Genomic DNA, 16,371 nt, shown 5'->3' on the forward strand with positions numbered 1-16,371 from the left:
CGCCGGGACGTTTCCCCCGGCCAGCTCTTCTCCGCTCCGAAGCGGGCCGCTAAATGGAGTGGCTACTGCTCGGAGCTGGACTGCTCCTCATCCTCGGCACCGGCTTTTTCGTCGCCGTTGAATTCTCCCTGGTTGCCCTCGACCAGGCCACCGTGCAGCGCGCCGTGGACAACGGCGACGCCGCCGCCGCGCCGCTGCTGAAGTGCCTGAAATCCCTGTCCACGCAGCTCTCCAGCTGCCAGCTCGGCATCACCCTGACCACCCTGCTCACCGGCTACGTGATGGAACCCTCGGTGGGCAAGTTGCTGGAGGGCCCGCTGGCCGCGCTCGGGCTGCCCGAAGCGGCCGCCACGTCGGTCTCGCTGGTCCTCGCAATGGCTCTGGCGACCCTGCTGTCGATGCTGATCGGCGAACTGGTCCCGAAGAACATGGCGATCGCACTCTCCTTCCCGGTCGGCAAGGCCCTCGCGCGGCCGCAGCTGGTCTTCACCGCAATCTTCAAGCCCGCCATCGTCGTGCTCAACGGCTTCTCCAACAAGGTACTGAATGTTTTCGGCCTCGAGGCCAAAGAGGAAATCTCTGGCGCCCGCACCCCGGCCGAGCTCGCCTCGCTGGTGCGCCGCTCGGCCGCGATGGGAACCCTGGACGAACGGACCGCCAACTTCATCTCCCGCACCCTGAAGTTTTCCGGGCGGACGGCCGCGGACGTGATGACGCCCCGGATCCGGGTGGAGACCATTGACGGACATCAGCCGGTCTCGGACATTGTGGAGGCAGCCAAACGCACCGGCTACTCCCGCTTTCCCGTGATCGGCGAGTCCTCGGACGACATCCGCGGGGTGGTGCACGTCAAGAAGGCCATCGCCGTTCCGGTGGACCGGCGCGCCAACCTTGAAGCCGGAGCGATCATGACCGAGGTGCTCCGCGTGCCGGAAACCATCCACCTGGACGGACTGCTCGCCGAACTGCGCGAAGGCAATTTGCAGCTCGCCGTGGTGCTGGACGAGTACGGCGGAACTGCCGGGATCGCCACCCTGGAAGACCTCGTGGAAGAAATCGTCGGGGAAGTGGCCGACGAACATGACAAGGTCCGCCCCGGGCTGCTGCAGAGCGCTTCGGGGGACTGGTACTTCCCGGGCCTGTTGCGCCCGGACGAACTCTCCGAACAGATCCCGGGCCTCACCGTGCCGGATGAGGCGGCCTACGAGACGGTTGGCGGCTACGTCATGAGCCAGCTCGGACGCATCGCGGCCGTGGGCGACACCGTCGACGTCGGCGGCGGAAAGCTCAGCGTCACCCGTATGGACGGACGCCGGATCGACCGCATCTGCTTCAAGCCCGCGCCGCCGGAGCACGAGCCGCACAGTGGCAACAACGGGCGCATTGACGCTGCCGGAAAGGCCGGTGCCGCATGAGCGACTGGCTGGGAATACTCTGGCTCGCGATACTGCTGCTGGGCAACGCGTTCTTCGTCGCGGCGGAATTCGCCGTCATGTCCGCCCGCCGCAGCCAAATCGAGCCCCTCGCCGAGTCCGGGTCCAAGCGGGCCCAGACCACGCTGCGGGCCATGGAAAACGTCTCGCTCATGCTGGCCTGCGCCCAGCTCGGGATCACGGTCTGCTCGCTACTGATCCTGCAGGTGGCCGAGCCGGCCATCCACCACCTCATGGCCGTTCCGCTGGAGGCGCTCGGTGTCCCAATGGAGATGGCCGACGTCGTGGCCTTCGCCATCGCGCTGCTGGCGGTCACCTTCCTGCACGTGACTTTCGGCGAGATGGTGCCGAAGAACATCTCCGTCTCGGTGGCGGACAAGGCGGCCCTGCTGCTGGCCCCGCCGCTGATCTTCATTGCCCGGGCGGTCAAGCCGGCGATCGTGGCCCTCAACTGGTCCGCGAACCACATCCTGAAGCTGATGCGGATCGAGCCGAAGGACGAGGTGACCTCCTCCTTCACGCTTGAGGAAGTCCAGTCGATCGTGCAGGAGTCCACCCGGCACGGCCTGGTGGACGACGACGCGGGACTGATCACGGGTGCGCTGGAGTTCTCTGAACATACTGCGTCCCAGGTCATGGTTCCGTTGGACAAACTCGTGATGCTCAAAGCCGCCACGACGCCGGAGGAGTTCGAGAAGGCGGTCAGCCGCACCGGTTTTTCCCGCTTCCCGATGCTCGACGACGAGGGCATGCTCTCCGGCTACCTCCACATCAAGGACGTGCTGTCGATCCCGGAGGCCGGCTACCAGCACCCGATCGCGGAAAGCCGCATCCGCTCCCTGGCCAACCTGGCTATGGAAGACGAGATTGAGAAGGCGATGTCCGTCATGCAGCGCACCGGTTCACACCTTGCCCGTGTGATTGGTCCTGATGGGCACACCCAGGGCGTGCTGTTCCTGGAGGACGTGATCGAGCAGCTGGTGGGGGAGATCCGGGACGCCACGCAGGCAACCGGCTACCGCAGGCTCGGACAGGACTAGCGGAGGCAGGCAACACGGGTCTAACCCTAAATAGGAATGATTCCCATTTAGGGTTAGACTCGTTGTATTGCTAATGCTTCTCAATAACAGATCCGAGGTATTTCCGTGCGCCGTTCTGCCGCCGCTCTTCTCCTTGCCGGCCTCAGCACCCTCCTGCTGACGGCCTGCGGTCCGACCTCGGCCGGCGACCGGCCCGGTGCGGGCGATGGCGTCGTTGAGGTGGTGGCCTCCACCAGCGTGTACGGCGACATCGTCCGCAGCGTCGGCGGCGACAAGGTGCGGGTCACCTCGATCATCAGCCGGACCAGCCAGGATCCGCACTCCTACGAGGCCACCACGCAGGACAAACTGGCCGTCTCCAAGGCCGAACTGGTGGTGGAGAACGGTGGCGGCTACGACGATTTCCTGGACAAGCTGGCCGGGGACACCGGGCTGGACGGGAAGGACCTGCTCAACGCCGTCAAGGTCTCGGGGCTGGACTCCGGGAGCTCAACCGCGTTCAACGAACACGTCTGGTACAGCCCCGCCGCGATGAGCCGGCTGGCCGACGCGCTGGCGGAGAAGCTGGGCGCCCTCGAGCCTTCCTCGGCCGGAGACTTCCGGAACAACGCCGCGGTCCTGAAGAAGGAGCTCGGCGGACTGGAAACCCGGCTGTCGGCGCTCAAGGCCTCGGCGGCCCGCGGCGGCGTCGCCGTCACGGAACCCGTGCCGCTCTACCTGTTGGAAGCCGCGGGCCTGCAGAACCGGACGCCGGCCGAATACAGCGCCGCCATCGAAGCCGGCTCGGATGTTCCACCCGCCGTGCTCCGCTCCGCCATCGACGTCGTGAAGTCCGGCGGGATCCGGCTGCTGGCCTACAACCCGCAGACGGAGGGACCGCAGACCCGCGCGCTCAAGGACGCCGCCGTCGCCGCGGGTGTTCCCGTGGTGGACTTCAGCGAGACCCTGCCCGAGGGCAAAGGGTACCTGCAGTGGATGTCCGGCAACGTGGACAACCTGGCCAAGGCCCTTGCCCGGGGCTAGCCCGGCCTAAGATAATCGCAACGGCGTGGGCACCTGGCCTAAGCAGAAATCGAGGAATACCCAGTTGACACCCGTAGTGAGCCTGCGCGGAGCCTCCCTCACGTTCGGCAACCGGACCTTGTGGGAGAACCTGGACCTGGATATCAGCCCCGGGGAATTCTTTGCCGTCCTCGGCCCCAACGGCAGCGGCAAGACGACCTTCCTCAAGGTCCTGCTCGGCCTGCAGGAACTGAGCTCCGGGACCGCCGTGCTGGACGGCCGGCCCATTGCCCGGGGCAGCCGGCGGATCGGCTACGTCCCGCAGCAGGAATCGTTCGACCCGGACACCCCGCTGCGTGCCCGGGACTTGGTGGGGCTCGGCGTCGACGGTCACCGCTGGGGGATCCGCCTCGGCGGGGCCAAGGTGAACCGCAGGATCGACGGGCTGCTTGCCGAGGTAGGTGCGCAGGATTACGCCAAGGTCCCGGTGGGAAAGCTCTCCGGCGGTGAGCAGCAGCGGCTGCGCGTGGCCCAGGCCCTCGCCACGGAGCCCAGGGTGCTGCTGTGCGATGAACCGCTGCTTTCGCTGGACCTGCATCATCAGCAGGCGGTCAGCGCGCTGATCAATAAGCAGTGCCACGAGCAGGACAGCGCGGTGATCTTTGTGACCCACGAGATCAACCCGATCATGGACTACGTGGACCGTGTGCTCTACCTGGCCGGCGGCCGTTTCCGGGTGGGCACGCCCGAGGAAGTCATGACCACGGAGGTGCTGTCGGATCTGTACGGCAGCCATGTGGAAGTAATCCGCGCCAACGGCCGGCTGATCGTGGTGGGCCTGCCGGACGCGACGACGCACCACCACGAAGACGCCCACTCGATCGCAGGGGAGGTGGGCTAGATGGATCTGGACAGCGTGCTCCATGCGATCTTCAACTTCGAGAACTACGGCGAACTACTGGTGCTGGTGCAGAACTCCATCTGGGCCGGCGCGGTGCTGGGCCTGCTCGGCGGCCTGGTGGGCACCTTTGTGATGAAGCGTGACCTCGCCTTCGCGGTGCACGGCATCTCCGAGCTCTCCTTCGCCGGCGCGGCCTTCGCCCTGTTGGTCGGCGCCGACGTGGTGTTCGGCTCGCTCGCCGGATCGGTGGTGGCGGCGCTGCTGCTGGGCCTGATGGGGGTCCGGGCCAGGGACAAGAACTCCACCATCGGGGTGCTCATGCCGTTCGGCCTGGGCCTGGGCATTCTTTTCCTCTCGCTCTACGAGGGCCGGGCCGCGAACAAGTTCGGCCTGCTCACCGGCCAGATCGTGTCCGTAGGCACCGTGCAGCTGCAGGTCCTGGCGGTTGCCGCCGTCGTCGTTATGCTGGCGCTGATCGCCATCTGGCGGCCGCTGACCTTCGCGAGCGTGGACCCCCGGGTGGCCGCCGCGCGGGGTGTCCCGGTGCGCGGGCTGGCGCTGGGCTTCATGCTGCTGCTGGGCGTGAGCGTGGCCCTGTCCATCCAGATCGTCGGCGCGCTGCTGGTACTGGCGCTGCTGATCACTCCGGCCGCCGCCGCACTGAGGGTGACCTCGTCGCCGCGGCTCGTGGTGCTCCTTAGCGTGGTCTTCGCGGTGACGGCAACGGTGGGCGGGATACTGCTGGCGCTCGGCGGGCGGCTCCCGATCAGCCCCTACGTCACCACGCTGTCCTTCCTGATCTACGTGGTGTGCCGGGTGATCGGCGGCATCCGGGACCGGCGCGGTAACAACGGCCGGATGGTGCCGGAGACAACATGAGTAATGGGATTGCCGTCCGGGAGGCTGACCCTCGGCTGGGAACCCAGGTGACAGGGCCAACCGGCTTTTTCTAGCGGCCGGCCTGCAGGGCCGTGCAGTCGGGGCACAGCCCGAAGATTTCCACCGTGTGCTCGACGGCGGTGAAGCCGTGCTCGCTCGCGATCCGCGCCGCCCAGGCCTCGACGGCGGGTGCTTCCACTTCGACGGCCTTGCCGCAATTGCGGCACAGCAGGTGGTGGTGGTGTCCGGTGACCGCGCAGCGCCGGTAAACAGCCTCGCCGTCGGCGTTCCGCAGCACGTCTACCAGGCCGTCGTCGGCGAGGGACTGCAGGATCCGATAAGAGGTGGCGAGCGACACCGAGGTGCCCCGCTCCTGCAGGATGCGGTGCAGCTCCTGGGTGCTGACGAAGTCGGCCAGCTCGTCCAGCGCGGCGCTGACGGCCAGCCGCTGCTTAGTGACGCGTTGCTCTTTGCCCGGTTCCTTGCCCAACGGCTGTTCCTTGCTGCCGGCGGCGGCTCCGGCCTCGGCCGGTGCCTGGCTGCCGCCGGTTGTGGCGCCCTGGGACATGGGGGAACTCGCTTCGCTGGGGGTCTTGCTGCGGGTAGTGGCAGGCTCCCAGATTACCAGCCGGGCCACGTGGACACCGCTTCGCAAGGCACCATAGGCTGGCCGGATGAAGCTGACGAAATTCACCCACGCCTGCGTCCGTCTCGAAAAGGAAGGCCGCGTGCTGGTGCTGGATCCGGGGACTTTTTCCGAGGCTGAGCAGGCCCTCGCCGGCGCGGACGCGGTCCTGATCACCCATGAGCACGCGGACCACGTCGACGTCGACGCAGTCACCGACGCCCTGCTGGAGGACACGGAGCTGCAGCTCTTCGCTCCCGACGGCGTTGCGGCCCAATTGCGCGGCAAAGCGCCCGCGGCTGCGGAACGAATCAACACTGTTGCAGCGGGGGAAGACTTCGAGACGGCCGGTTTTGCCATCCGGAGCTTCGGCGGCCAGCATGCCCTCATCCATCCGCAGATCCCGGTGGTCGCCAATGTCGGTTATTTGGTCGACTCCAACGTCTACCACCCGGGCGATTCCTTCGCGATCCCGGACGGCGTCGACGTGCAGACCCTGCTGGTGCCGATCCACGCCCCGTGGAACAAGGTGGGTGAAGTGGTGGACTTCGTGATCGGCGTGCGCGCGCCGCGGGCTTTCCCGATCCACGACGCCCTGCTGAACGACACGGGACGCGGTCTGGTGGAAGGGCACGTCACGAGGATCGGCGCCAGGTACGGCACCGAATACCGGCATCTCTCCAGCGGCGATTCGGTGGAGGTGTAGGTTCCGCTACCGGTTAGGCGGGCCAGGTTCCGCTGGCGAAGAACTCGCGGAGGGTGGCCTCGTGCGGTGCCGGATCCAGGCCCTGTTCCTGCAGCCACTCCGGGCTGTAGTAGTTGCCGGAGTAGCGGTCGCCGGCGTCGCACATCAATGACACCACGCTGCCGCGGCGCCCCTCGGCGATCATCTCGGCGATGAGCTGCCACACGCCCCAGAGGTTCGTGCCGGTGGACGGGCCTGCGTGCAGCCCGGCGTAATCGCGCAGGTGGCGCATGGCCGCCACCGAGGCGGCATCCGGCACTTGGATCATGTGGTCGATCACGGCCGGCACGAAGCTCGGCTCCAGCCGGGGCCGGCCGATGCCCTCGATCCGGGACGGCAGGCCGGTCGCACCAGCTGTAGCGCCGTCGTCCCGGCTGGCAATCCAGCCGGGGAAGAACGCGGAATTCTCCGGGTCGACGACGGCGAGGCCGGTATCGTGCCGTTGGTAGCGCAGGTAGCGGCCGATCGTCGCGCTGGTCCCGCCGGTGCCGGCGCCCACGACGATCCAGCGGGGGACCGGGTGCTCTTCGAGCGCCAGCTGGCCGAAGATCGACTCGGCGATGTTGTTGTTGCCCCGCCAGTCGGTGGCGCGCTCTGCGTAAGTGAACTGGTCCATGTAGTGGCCGCCGGTGCTGCGGGCCAGGTCCTCGGCCGCCGCGTAGACCTCGGAGGCGTGGTCCACCAAGTGGCACGAGCCGCCGAACTGTTCGATCAGCGCGATCTTCTCGCGGCTGGTGGTCCGGGTCATGACGGCGATGAACGGCAACCCCAGCAGCTGCGCAAAGTAGGCCTCTGAGACGGCCGTGCTGCCGCTGGAGGCTTCCACGATGGTGGTCCCTTGGCGGATCCAGCCGTTGACCAGGCCGAAGAGGAACAGCGAACGGGCGAGCCTGTGCTTGAGGCTTCCTGTGCGGTGGGTGGATTCGTCTTTCAGGTACAGCTGGACGCCCCAGTGCTCCGGCAGGGGTACCGAATAGAGGTGGGTGTCGGCTGATCTGTTGTTCTCGGCATTGATCCGGCGGATGGCTTCGTCGGCCCAAACCCGGTCCTGCTGGCGCACTCTTGTCACCGCACCAGCCTACCCGCGGCGGTGCCGGTCCAGCGTTAGAGTGGGCGGATGGACACCTTGATGACTGTGGCCCAACTCAAGGAACGGATGGACTCCGACGCGCGGACGGTGCTGCTGGACGTCCGCTGGGCGCTTGGCGACCCGCACGGCCGGGAGCATTATCTGCAGGCGCACCTGCCCGGCGCGGTCTTCGTGGACCTCGCCGCCGAGCTTGCCGGCCCGGCCGATCCCAGCCGGGGACGCCATCCCTTGCCGCCGCTGGAGCAGTTCCAGGAGTCCGCGCGCGGCTGGGGCGTCCGGGACGGTGACTTGGTGGTGGCCTATGACGACACCGGCAACCTTGCGGCGGCCAGGCTCTGGTGGATGCTGCGCAACGCAGGCTTCCCGACGGTCTGCCTGCTCGACGGCGGCCTGGCCGCCTGGCGCGCGGAGGGATTCGACGTCGAGAACGGCGAACCCGATGTGGAGGCGGGTGACGTCGTGCTCTCCGACGGGGCCATGCCGGTGATCGGCGCGGCTGAGGCAGCCGCATGGTCCGGCAGCGGCCTCTTGCTGGATGCCCGGGCCGGGGAGCGGTACCGGGGCGAGATAGAACCCGTGGACCCCCGCGCCGGACACATTCCCGGCGCCGTGAGTGCACCCACCACCCGGAACCTGGCGGCGGACGGCAGGTTCCTCCCGGCAGCCACGCTTCGCGAACGTTTCACCGGCTTGGGCGTGCAGGCGGGTCTGCCGACCGCCGTGTACTGCGGCTCCGGGGTGACCGCGGCCCACGAGATCGCGGCGCTGGAGATCGCGGGCTTCCGCGCGGCCCTGTACCCGGGATCGTTCTCGGAGTGGTCGACCAATCCATCAAACGACGTAGTGACCGGCGCTGCTCCTGAGGGCGATGTGTCTCAAGCCAGCCCGGCGCACGGCGGCTGACTCAGCTAGGCGGCTGACTCCGCCGGCTGCGCTGCCGGGCGCGCGCCCACCATGACCTTCGCCCGGCGCCCCAGTTTGGCCCGGTGCCTGAGCTTTCTGTTCTGGAGCGGAGGCTTTGGAGGGTCGTTGGTTTCTCTGTCCTCTCCGGAGCGCGGTTGCGGCCGGCAGGGGACGCCGGTTCCCGGCAGCGGCGGGGCGGTGGAGTGGTAGCTGTGGCCGGTGGGTGTGGTGAGTTGGAGGGTGTGCCGGGGTCCGGGGCGGGGTTGTGCGTTCCAGCCGGGGGTTTCTTTGGTGTGGTTGCAGGCCTCGCAGAGCCCGGCGCCGTTGGCTGCTGTGGTGGCGCCGCCGGTGTGCCAGGGGATGATGTGGTCCAGGTGTCGGATGGGGGCGTCGCAGTAGGGGGTCCGGCAGGTGTCGTCCCGGGCCTGGATTAAGCGGCGCAGCCCGGGCGGGAAGAGCCTCGCGCGGGAGTCCATGGCCACGAGTTCGCCGGTGGTCGGCGCGGTGTAGAGCCTGCGGAGCCAGAGGGCGAAGGCGCGTTCGTCGCTAGAGCCGCCCGCGGCTGCGCCACCGAAGTCTTTGAGTAGACGTCGGGCCCACCCGGCGGGGACGATGCCGTAGCCGGGGAGGCGGGCGGGTTCGCTGTCGGCCTGGAAGAGGGTGCGGTCGGTCATGATGAGCTGGATGTCGATGCCGCTGATCCCGCCGGCTTTCCCGGTGGTGCGTTCGACCAGGGCGTCGGCCATCAGCTGGCCCCGGGAACGGGGATCCCCGGCGGCGCGGGCAGCGTCTGCGTGCCGGGTGAGGGCGGCGTGCACGGCCACGCCTTGGCCGACGGGCAGCAGAGCGGTGAGGTAGCACATGGTGTCGGGGGCCGGGCGGAGGCTGACGTGGCGTTCGGTTTCGGCGTGGCCGGCGCTGGGTGATGGAGCGCGGGTCCCGCCGGTACGCGGCGGCCCTGGCCGCGGCGATGATGGCGCGGTCGCCCGCGCCGGTGAAGGTCCCGGCGTCGGGGGCGAGTTCCTCGTCGACGGCGGCCCGGTCGGCGGGGGACAGGACGGCGGTTTCGCGGGCCAGCAGGGTGGCGCGCCATTCGTTGAGCTGGCCGGTTTCCAGGGCGGCGAGGGTGTGCGGCATTTCGGTGACGAGGGCTTTGGCCAGGCCGAGGAGTCTCCCGCCTTTGGCGGGGGATTCGCGGCGGGCGAGGGCGAGCTGCGCGCCGACGCCGGTGCCGAGTTGGTCGGCGGGAACGCCGGCCAGGGATTGTTCGCGGCGCTGGGACAGGTCGAAGGCGACGGCGTCCCGGGCCTGCCGGGCGGCCAGGGCTGACTTCAGGTCCTCCAGCTCGCGTGTTTCGTCGATGAGGGCCGCGGCGCTGGCCGGGGCGGGGATCCCGGCCAGGATCCGCGCAAGGTCCGCGACCGTTACGCTGTCCGTCGGAGCCACGTCGGGCCCTTGCTTGCCGTCCATAAAAACACGCTATCGCGCAGCTATGACAATTAAGGCGGCCGCAGCAAAGCCCAGGGCAGGGCCGCCGGGCCAGAAGGGTCATGAACCAGTCCTCCGCCCCGGCGCCGAAAGGAAGTCAGGCCCGTCGGCGGAACCCGGTGCTGAAAGCCAGAACCAGCCGACTTACCCCCGCAGGCATAGGATCTGCCGATGGACATTCAACCAATCGGCCCGGACGCGGCCATCGGCGAATACGACCGACCCGCGGAGTACCGGGTGCGCATTTGGACCCGGCCGGCGGTCGAAGGCTACTCGTGGATGGTCGACGACTGGGATGTCCGCGATGCTCCAAACGTCCTGTCAGCCATTGACTGGGCCGAAGCGGAGGCAGCCGGGCGCCCTATCGAAGTCTTCGTGAAGTGGTCTGAGCATGCCGTGCCACGCCACGGCGGCCTGGAGACCGTGCCGCGCATGACGCGCGTCTTTGGGACGCCGGGAGACGGCAACACCACCACGAAAACGATCGACTTCCACGCGGAATAGCCGCGCCCCAGCAGGTCCCGCTCCACCCCCAAAGTGGCACCGCATCCACTCCCGGGGGTAGCGTCGGACCATGACTCCAGGACGCCCCGTACCGCCGCCCCTCGCCAAACCGCTTCCCGACCTCAACGATGCCAGCGACGCCGGCACCGACCGTCCCACGCTCGCCGCCGCCTACGGCGCCACGGCCAGCGACAGCGGACTCGTTCCGCTGACCGTGGCCCGGCGCGCCCCCAAGGAGGACGACGTCGAGATCGCCATCGAGTTCTGCGGCCTCTGCCACTCGGACGTGCACGCCACCCGCGGCGAATGGGGAACCCAGACCTACCCCCTGATTCCGGGACACGAAATCGTCGGCCGGGTCACCCGGGTGGGCTCCGCCGTCGACGATTTCACCGTTGGTGAGCGCGTGGGCGTCGGTTGCATGGTCGATTCCTGCCGCGAATGCGACAGCTGCCTCGACGGCCTCGAACAGTACTGTGAAAACGGCATGACCGGAACCTACGGCGCCAAGGATGCCCGCAACGGCAACGCCATCACCCAGGGCGGCTACTCCACCGCGATCGTCGTGGACCGCAACTATGTCCTGCGGGTCCCGGAGGGCATGGATCCGGCCGCCGCGGCGCCCCTGCTCTGCGCCGGCATCACCACCTACTCCCCACTGAACCACTTCGAGGTGGAGGAGGGCGACGTCGTCGGCGTTGTCGGGCTCGGCGGCCTCGGCCACATGGCGGTCAAGATCGCCAAGGCCATGGGCGCGGAGGTGACGGTTTTCACGACGTCGGAGCAGAAGTTCACGGCGGCCCGCGAGCTGGGTGCCGACCACGTCGTCCTGTCCACGGACCTGGAGGCCATGGAGTCAGCGGACCGCAGCATCGACGTCATCATCGACACCGTCGCCGCGCCGCACGACCTCAACCCGTACTTCCGCACCCTTCGCGTGGACGGGGCGCTCTTCCAGCTGGGCCTGCCCTCGGAAGCTATGCCGCCGGTCAACCCCGGTGCGCTGATCCGGCGCCGGATCGCCTATGCCGGCTCGCTGATCGGTGGGATCGCCGAGACCCAGGAGATGCTGGATTTCTGCGCCGAGCACGGCGTGGTGTCCGACGTCGAGGTGGTCCGTGCGGACCAGCTGAACGAGGCCTATGACCGCATGGTGGCCGGCGACGTAAAGTACCGATTTGTTCTGGACACCAGCACCCTGGGGTCCCCGGCGGAAAAGGCTGACGTATGAGCACCCTGTTCACCAAGATCATCAACGGCGAGATCCCGGGCCGCTTCGTCTGGCGCGAGCCCGACGTTGTCGCATTCCTGACCGTGGGCCCGCTGGCCGACGGGCACACGCTCGTGGTTCCCACTGAAGAGGTGGACCGCTGGACGGACGCCTCACCGGAGGTGCTGGGCCGCGTCATGGAAGTTGCCCGCAAGATCGGTGCGGTCCAGGTGGACGTGTTCGACGCCGCCCGGGCGGGCCTGATCGTGGCCGGCTACGAAATCAACCACCTGCACGTGCACGTCTGGCCGTCCAACTCGATGGCGGACTTTGATTTCGGTTCGGTCGACCAGCACCCGGACCCGGCCCGGCTGGACGCCAACGCGGAGACGCTGCGCGAGGGCCTGCGGAAGGCCGGCCACGCGGAGCACGTCCCGGAGGCCTAACTTCCAGGAACTGGCGCCGGCGCAGCACTCCCCAGGGGCTCTACGCCGGCGCCAGCGCTTTGTTCAGCACTGTCCGGATCCGCTTTTCGGACACCGAATAGGCGGTGCCGAGTTCGACGGCGAAAAGGCTCACCCGCAGTTCCTCGATCATCCAGCGGACCTGGGTTAACTCCGTGCCGATCCGCCGGCCGGGCAGCAACGCGGAGACGGCGTCGTCGTAGTCGTCCTCGAGGGCCTGGATGACCGCCATGTGCTGCGCGTCGCGCTGGACGTTCCCGGGAAGCTTTTCGAGGCGCTTCTCGATGGCCGCGAGGTAGCGGGGCAGCTGGCTCAGCTGGGCGTAGCCCGTGCGTGCCACAAAACCGGGGAAGACAAGCTGCTCCAGCTGGGCCTTGACGTCGTTGAGGGCGCTGATCAGGGCCAGGCTGGTGGTTCCTTTGAGCTGCTTCTCGATGCGCCGTGTGCTGGCGAGGATCCGCTCGACGACGGCGGTCACCGTGAAGACCGTGTCGATCAGTTCCGCCCGGACCTGCTCATACAACGCCTTGAACGCCGCCTCATCCCACGGCAGCGCGGCCGGGGTGAGCTTGTCGATCGCGGCCAGGGCGCAATCCGCGATCAGGGCCGAAACGGAGCCGTGCGGGTTTTGGCTGAACGTCAGCTTCTCGGTGTTGTTCAGGTGCTCCAGGACATAGCGGTCCGGCGGCGGGACTTTCAGGGCGAGCAGCCGGATGATCCCGCCGCGCATGGCCTGTTCCTGCTCGCCGGAGGTCTGGAAGAGCCGCAGGGCCACGGAGGCGCCCTCGTCGACCAGTGCGGGGTAGCCGGTGACGGTGTGGCCCTTCACGGTGCCCTGGACCTGGCGCTGCACGGTGCCGAAGGTCCACTCCTTCAGGCCGGACAGCTCCCTGAAGCCGGCCGGAGCCGGGACGAGCTGCGTCTGTGCGGCAGGAGCCCCGGAGGATCTGCCGTTCGCCCCGCCGCCGGCGGTGCCTGCCGTTGTCGCCTTGGGCGCCGTCGTGGCCGGCGTGGCCCCGAGGGACTCGGCGATCGCGCGCCGGGTGGCCGGTGCCAGCTTTTCCTGGAGCACCGCGAGGTCTTTGCCCTCGTCGAGGACCTTGCCGCGGGAGTCGACCACGCGGAAGCTGACCCGCAGGTGCGCCGGGACGGCGTCCCAGTTCCACGACCCCGGCGGGATGACCTGGCCGCGGAGCCGGCGCAGTACGAGTTCGAGTGAGGGCTCCAGCTCATCCGCCGCGGGATCGAAATCGGCCTCTAGCGCCGCCACGGCCTGGCGGGCGACGTCCGGTGCGGGAACGAAGTTCTTCCGCACCTGCTTGGGCAGGGACTTGATCAGGGCCGTAACCAGTTCCACCCGCTGGCCGGGAATCAGCCAGCGGAACGCGGCGTCGTCCAGCTGGTTCAGGAACAATACGGGGACCTCGGCGGTGACGCCGTCGGACGGGTTCGGCGTGGAGCCGGGCGCCACCGGATGGAACTCGTAGCTCAGCGGCAGTTCGAAGCCCTTGTGCAGCCAGGTCTTCGGGTACGCCGAATCGTCGAGCGCGTCGGCGTCCTCGCTGATCAGCAGCGACTGGTCGAAGTCCAGCAGCGTGGGGTCCTGCTGGCGGGCTTCCTTCCACCACTTGTCGAAATGGCGTTCGGAAACCACGCCCTTACCGATCCGCGCGTCGTAGAACTCGAACAGGGTCTCGTCGTCGACCAGGATGTCGCGGCGCCGCATCCGTGCCTCGAGCTCTTCGACTTCCTGGAGCAGGGCACGGTTGCGGTGGAAGAACTTGTGGTGCGTCTGCCAGTCGCCCTCCACCAGGGCGTGGCGGATGAACAGCTCGCGGGAGAGCTCCGGATCCACCCGCCCGTAGTTGACCCGCCGGTTGGGGATGATCGGCACACCATAGAGGGTGACTTTCTCGTGCGCCATCACCGAGCCCATCTTCTTGGACCAGTGCGGTTCGCTGTAGCTGCGCTTCACCAGGTCCGGCGCCACCTGTTCGGCCCAGAGCGGATCGAACTTTGCGGCCACCCGCGCCCAGAGCCTGCTGGTTTCGACCAGCTCGGCGGCCATCACAAACGTGGGGGACTTCTTGAACAGCGCCGAGCCGGGGAAGATCGCAAAGCGGCTGCCGCGGGCGCCCGCGTACTCGCGCTTGCGTTCGTCGAGGATGCCGATGTGGCTCAGCAGCCCGGACAGCAGGCTGATGTGGATGCCCTCGTGGTTGCCCACCGGGTCGGTAAGCCGCTTGTTGTCCAGGCTGATGCCCAGCGGCCGGGCGAGCTGGCGCAGCTGGGCGAAAAGATCCTGCCATTCGCGGACGCGCAAATAGTTGATGAACTCGTTGCGGCACAGCCGGCGGAACGCGGTCGAAGAGAGTTCCTGCTGCTTCTCCTGGAGGTAGTTCCAGAGGTTCAGGAAGCCGGTGAAGTCCGAGTTTTCGTCCCGGAACCGCGCGTGCTTCTCCGCGGCAAGCTGCTGCTTGTCCGTTGGGCGCTCGCGCGGATCCTGGATGGTCAGCGCCGCGGCCAGGATCATGACCTCGCGGACGCAGCCGCGCTTGCCGGACTCGACGATCATCCGCCCCAGCCGTGGGTCCACCGGCAGCTGGGCAAGCTGCTGCCCGACGGCGGTGAGACCGCCGCCGCGGCCGCCGGCGGGCCGGCGACCGGCCCGGGTCCCGGCGTCGTCCGCTGCTTCCGGCTGCCGTGCGGCGCTCAGGGCGCCGAGCTCGCGGAGCAGGGTGACGCCGTCGTTGATGGCTCGGGAGTCCGGCGGCTCCACAAACGGGAAGTTCTCCACATCCTTCGGCCCGCGGGCCACACCCATGGCCGTCATCTGCAGGATGACGGCGGCAAGGTTGGTGCGCAGGATCTCCGGGTCGGTGAACAGCGGCCGGGATTCGAAGTCCTCCTCCGAGTACAGCCGGATGGCGATGCCGTCGGAGACACGGCCGCAGCGGCCGGAGCGCTGGTTGGCAGAGGCCTGCGAGACCCGCTCGATCGGCAGGCGCTGGACCTTGGTGCGGTGCGAGTAGCGCGAGATGCGTGCGGTGCCGGTGTCGATGACGTACTTGATGCCGGGCACTGTGAGCGAGGTTTCGGCAACGTTGGTGGCCAGCACGATCCGGCGCTTGCTGCCGGGGTGGAACACCTTGTGCTGCTCCTGCAGGCTCAACCGGGCGAAGAGGGGAAGGACCTCGGTGCCGGCCAGCCGCCGGTTCGCCTGGATGCGCGCGTTGAGCGCCTCGGCGGCGTCGCGGATTTCGCGTTCCCCGGAGAAGAAGATCAGGATGTCGCCCGGGGCCTCGAGGGCGAGTTCGTCGACGGCGTCGCACACCGCGTCCAGCGGGTCGCGGTCCTCTTCGAGCTCGTCGTCGGAGGAATTGTCCGCATCATCGCCAGCTGCGCCGGGGCCGCCGGCGGGCTGGGAGAGCGGCCGGTAGCGGATTTCCACCGGGAAGGTGCGGCCGGACACCTCGATGATGGGGGAGGGCTCCTCCTCGCTGCCGAAGTGCTTGGCGAAGCGCTCCGGATCGATGGTGGCCGAGGTGATGATGATCTTCAGGTCCGGGCGCTGGGGGAGGATCCGCTTGAGGTAGCCGAGGATGAAGTCGATGTTGAGGCTGCGTTCATGCGCCTCGTCGATGATGATCGCGTTGTACTTGCGCAGCAGTTTGTCGCGCTGGATCTCGGCCAGCAGGATGCCGTCGGTCATCAGCTTCACCTTGGTGGAGCGGCTGACCTCGCCGGTGAAACGGACCTGGAAGCCGACTTCCTGGCCGATCTCGACGCCGAGTTCCTCGGCGATGCGCTCCGCGACCGTGCGGGCGGCGAGCCGGCGCGGCTGGGTGTGGCCGATCAGGCCGTTTTCGCCCAGGCCAAGCTCGAGGCACATCTTGGGGATCTGGGTGGTCTTACCGGAACCGGTCTCGCCGGCGATGATGGTCACCTGGTTTGCGGCGATGGCGGCCATCAGGTCCTCGCGGCGCTCGGAGACCGGCAGCTCGGCGGGGTAGGAAATATGCAGTGTCATGGCTGAAAACAGTCTACTGGCCCAGCAGCCGGACATAGGTTTGCCCGGTCCCTGGGC

13 protein-coding genes and 1 pseudogene are annotated in these 16,371 nt (G+C 68.2%); 10 read left to right on the forward strand and 4 right to left on the reverse strand.

Annotated elements, in window-relative coordinates; genetic code table 11:
• Positions 1-53: 53 nt before the first annotated feature.
• The 5 genes from AC1DH3_RS03390 (at position 54) to AC1DH3_RS03410 (ending at position 5,255) form a co-directional block, all read left to right on the forward strand.
• Positions 54-1,415 carry a hemolysin family protein gene (locus tag AC1DH3_RS03390; protein ID WP_441417318.1) on the forward strand — a complete coding sequence of 454 codons (1,362 nt, stop codon included), beginning with the start codon at positions 54-56 and terminating at the stop codon, positions 1,413-1,415.
• Positions 1,412-2,473 carry a hemolysin family protein gene (locus AC1DH3_RS03395; RefSeq protein ID WP_441417319.1) on the forward strand — a complete coding sequence of 354 codons (1,062 nt, stop codon included), beginning with the start codon at positions 1,412-1,414 and terminating at the stop codon, positions 2,471-2,473. Before AC1DH3_RS03390 ends, AC1DH3_RS03395 begins: the two co-directional genes overlap by 4 nt.
• 105 nt (positions 2,474-2,578) lie before the next feature.
• Complete coding sequence (locus tag AC1DH3_RS03400) at positions 2,579-3,496, forward strand: metal ABC transporter solute-binding protein, Zn/Mn family (protein WP_476908574.1); 918 nt, start codon at positions 2,579-2,581, stop codon at positions 3,494-3,496.
• A 64-nt stretch (positions 3,497-3,560) separates the two neighbouring features.
• Positions 3,561-4,376 (forward strand): metal ABC transporter ATP-binding protein, encoded by an 816-nt coding sequence (locus tag AC1DH3_RS03405; RefSeq protein ID WP_441417321.1) that lies wholly within the window; start codon positions 3,561-3,563, stop codon positions 4,374-4,376.
• Positions 4,377-5,255: a metal ABC transporter permease gene (locus tag AC1DH3_RS03410; RefSeq protein ID WP_476908575.1), complete on the forward strand. Its 879-nt coding sequence runs from the start codon at positions 4,377-4,379 to the stop codon at positions 5,253-5,255.
• Positions 5,256-5,325: 70 nt separating this feature from the next.
• Here AC1DH3_RS03410 and AC1DH3_RS03415 read toward each other — a convergent pair whose 3' ends face one another.
• The gene (locus tag AC1DH3_RS03415; protein ID WP_476908839.1) at positions 5,326-5,823 is read right to left on the reverse strand and encodes a Fur family transcriptional regulator; all 498 of its coding nucleotides are present in this window, start codon (positions 5,821-5,823) and stop codon (positions 5,326-5,328) included.
• Between the two features lie 106 nt (positions 5,824-5,929).
• Here AC1DH3_RS03415 and AC1DH3_RS03420 point away from each other — a divergent pair, with 106 nt between their 5' ends.
• Positions 5,930-6,586 carry an MBL fold metallo-hydrolase gene (locus AC1DH3_RS03420; protein ID WP_476908576.1) on the forward strand — a complete coding sequence of 219 codons (657 nt, stop codon included), beginning with the start codon at positions 5,930-5,932 and terminating at the stop codon, positions 6,584-6,586.
• Between the two features lie 13 nt (positions 6,587-6,599).
• On the opposite strand, the gene cds1 is transcribed toward AC1DH3_RS03420, so the two are convergent.
• Positions 6,600-7,694 (reverse strand): L-cysteine desulfhydrase Cds1, encoded by a 1,095-nt coding sequence (gene cds1, locus AC1DH3_RS03425; RefSeq protein ID WP_476892277.1) that lies wholly within the window; start codon positions 7,692-7,694, stop codon positions 6,600-6,602.
• A 48-nt stretch (positions 7,695-7,742) separates the two neighbouring features.
• On the opposite strand from cds1, the gene AC1DH3_RS03430 reads away from it, so the two are divergent.
• Entirely contained in the window at positions 7,743-8,618 is an 876-nt protein-coding gene (locus AC1DH3_RS03430; RefSeq protein ID WP_476892278.1) for a sulfurtransferase, read from the forward strand.
• A gap of 5 nt (positions 8,619-8,623) precedes the next feature.
• On the opposite strand, the pseudogene AC1DH3_RS03435 reads toward AC1DH3_RS03430, so the two are convergent.
• A pseudogene (locus AC1DH3_RS03435) lies at positions 8,624-10,088 on the reverse strand (HNH endonuclease).
• Between the two features lie 189 nt (positions 10,089-10,277).
• On the opposite strand from AC1DH3_RS03435, the gene AC1DH3_RS03440 reads away from it, so the two are divergent.
• The 3 genes from AC1DH3_RS03440 to AC1DH3_RS03450 all read left to right on the forward strand — a co-directional run bounded on the left by AC1DH3_RS03440 (position 10,278) and on the right by AC1DH3_RS03450 (position 12,266).
• Entirely contained in the window at positions 10,278-10,610 is a 333-nt protein-coding gene (locus tag AC1DH3_RS03440; protein ID WP_476893296.1) for a hypothetical protein, read from the forward strand.
• Positions 10,611-10,680: 70 nt separating this feature from the next.
• Positions 10,681-11,841 (forward strand): NAD(P)-dependent alcohol dehydrogenase, encoded by a 1,161-nt coding sequence (locus AC1DH3_RS03445; protein ID WP_476893297.1) that lies wholly within the window; start codon positions 10,681-10,683, stop codon positions 11,839-11,841.
• The gene (locus AC1DH3_RS03450; RefSeq protein ID WP_441417334.1) at positions 11,838-12,266 is read left to right on the forward strand and encodes an HIT family protein; all 429 of its coding nucleotides are present in this window, start codon (positions 11,838-11,840) and stop codon (positions 12,264-12,266) included. Before AC1DH3_RS03445 ends, AC1DH3_RS03450 begins: the two co-directional genes overlap by 4 nt.
• A 40-nt stretch (positions 12,267-12,306) precedes the next feature.
• Here AC1DH3_RS03450 and hrpA read toward each other — a convergent pair whose 3' ends face one another.
• Positions 12,307-16,314 carry an ATP-dependent RNA helicase HrpA gene (gene hrpA / locus AC1DH3_RS03455; protein ID WP_476893298.1) on the reverse strand — a complete coding sequence of 1,336 codons (4,008 nt, stop codon included), beginning with the start codon at positions 16,312-16,314 and terminating at the stop codon, positions 12,307-12,309.
• Positions 16,315-16,371 lie beyond the last annotated feature (57 nt).

The organism is Arthrobacter sp. 05L428 (assembly GCF_056397665.1).

Coding starts and splice junctions, on each gene's coding strand:
- AC1DH3_RS03390 (WP_441417318.1), top strand. CDS start 54: ATGGAGTGGCTACTGCTCGGAGCTGGACTGCTCCTCATCCTCGGCACC.
- AC1DH3_RS03395 (WP_441417319.1), top strand. CDS start 1,412: ATGAGCGACTGGCTGGGAATACTCTGGCTCGCGATACTGCTGCTGGGC.
- AC1DH3_RS03410 (WP_476908575.1), top strand. CDS start 4,377: ATGGATCTGGACAGCGTGCTCCATGCGATCTTCAACTTCGAGAACTAC.
- AC1DH3_RS03415 (WP_476908839.1), bottom strand. CDS start 5,823: ATGTCCCAGGGCGCCACAACCGGCGGCAGCCAGGCACCGGCCGAGGCC.
- AC1DH3_RS03420 (WP_476908576.1), top strand. CDS start 5,930: ATGAAGCTGACGAAATTCACCCACGCCTGCGTCCGTCTCGAAAAGGAA.
- AC1DH3_RS03430 (WP_476892278.1), top strand. CDS start 7,743: ATGGACACCTTGATGACTGTGGCCCAACTCAAGGAACGGATGGACTCC.
- AC1DH3_RS03440 (WP_476893296.1), top strand. CDS start 10,278: ATGGACATTCAACCAATCGGCCCGGACGCGGCCATCGGCGAATACGAC.
- AC1DH3_RS03445 (WP_476893297.1), top strand. CDS start 10,681: ATGACTCCAGGACGCCCCGTACCGCCGCCCCTCGCCAAACCGCTTCCC.
- AC1DH3_RS03450 (WP_441417334.1), top strand. CDS start 11,838: ATGAGCACCCTGTTCACCAAGATCATCAACGGCGAGATCCCGGGCCGC.
- hrpA (WP_476893298.1), bottom strand. CDS start 16,314: ATGACACTGCATATTTCCTACCCCGCCGAGCTGCCGGTCTCCGAGCGC.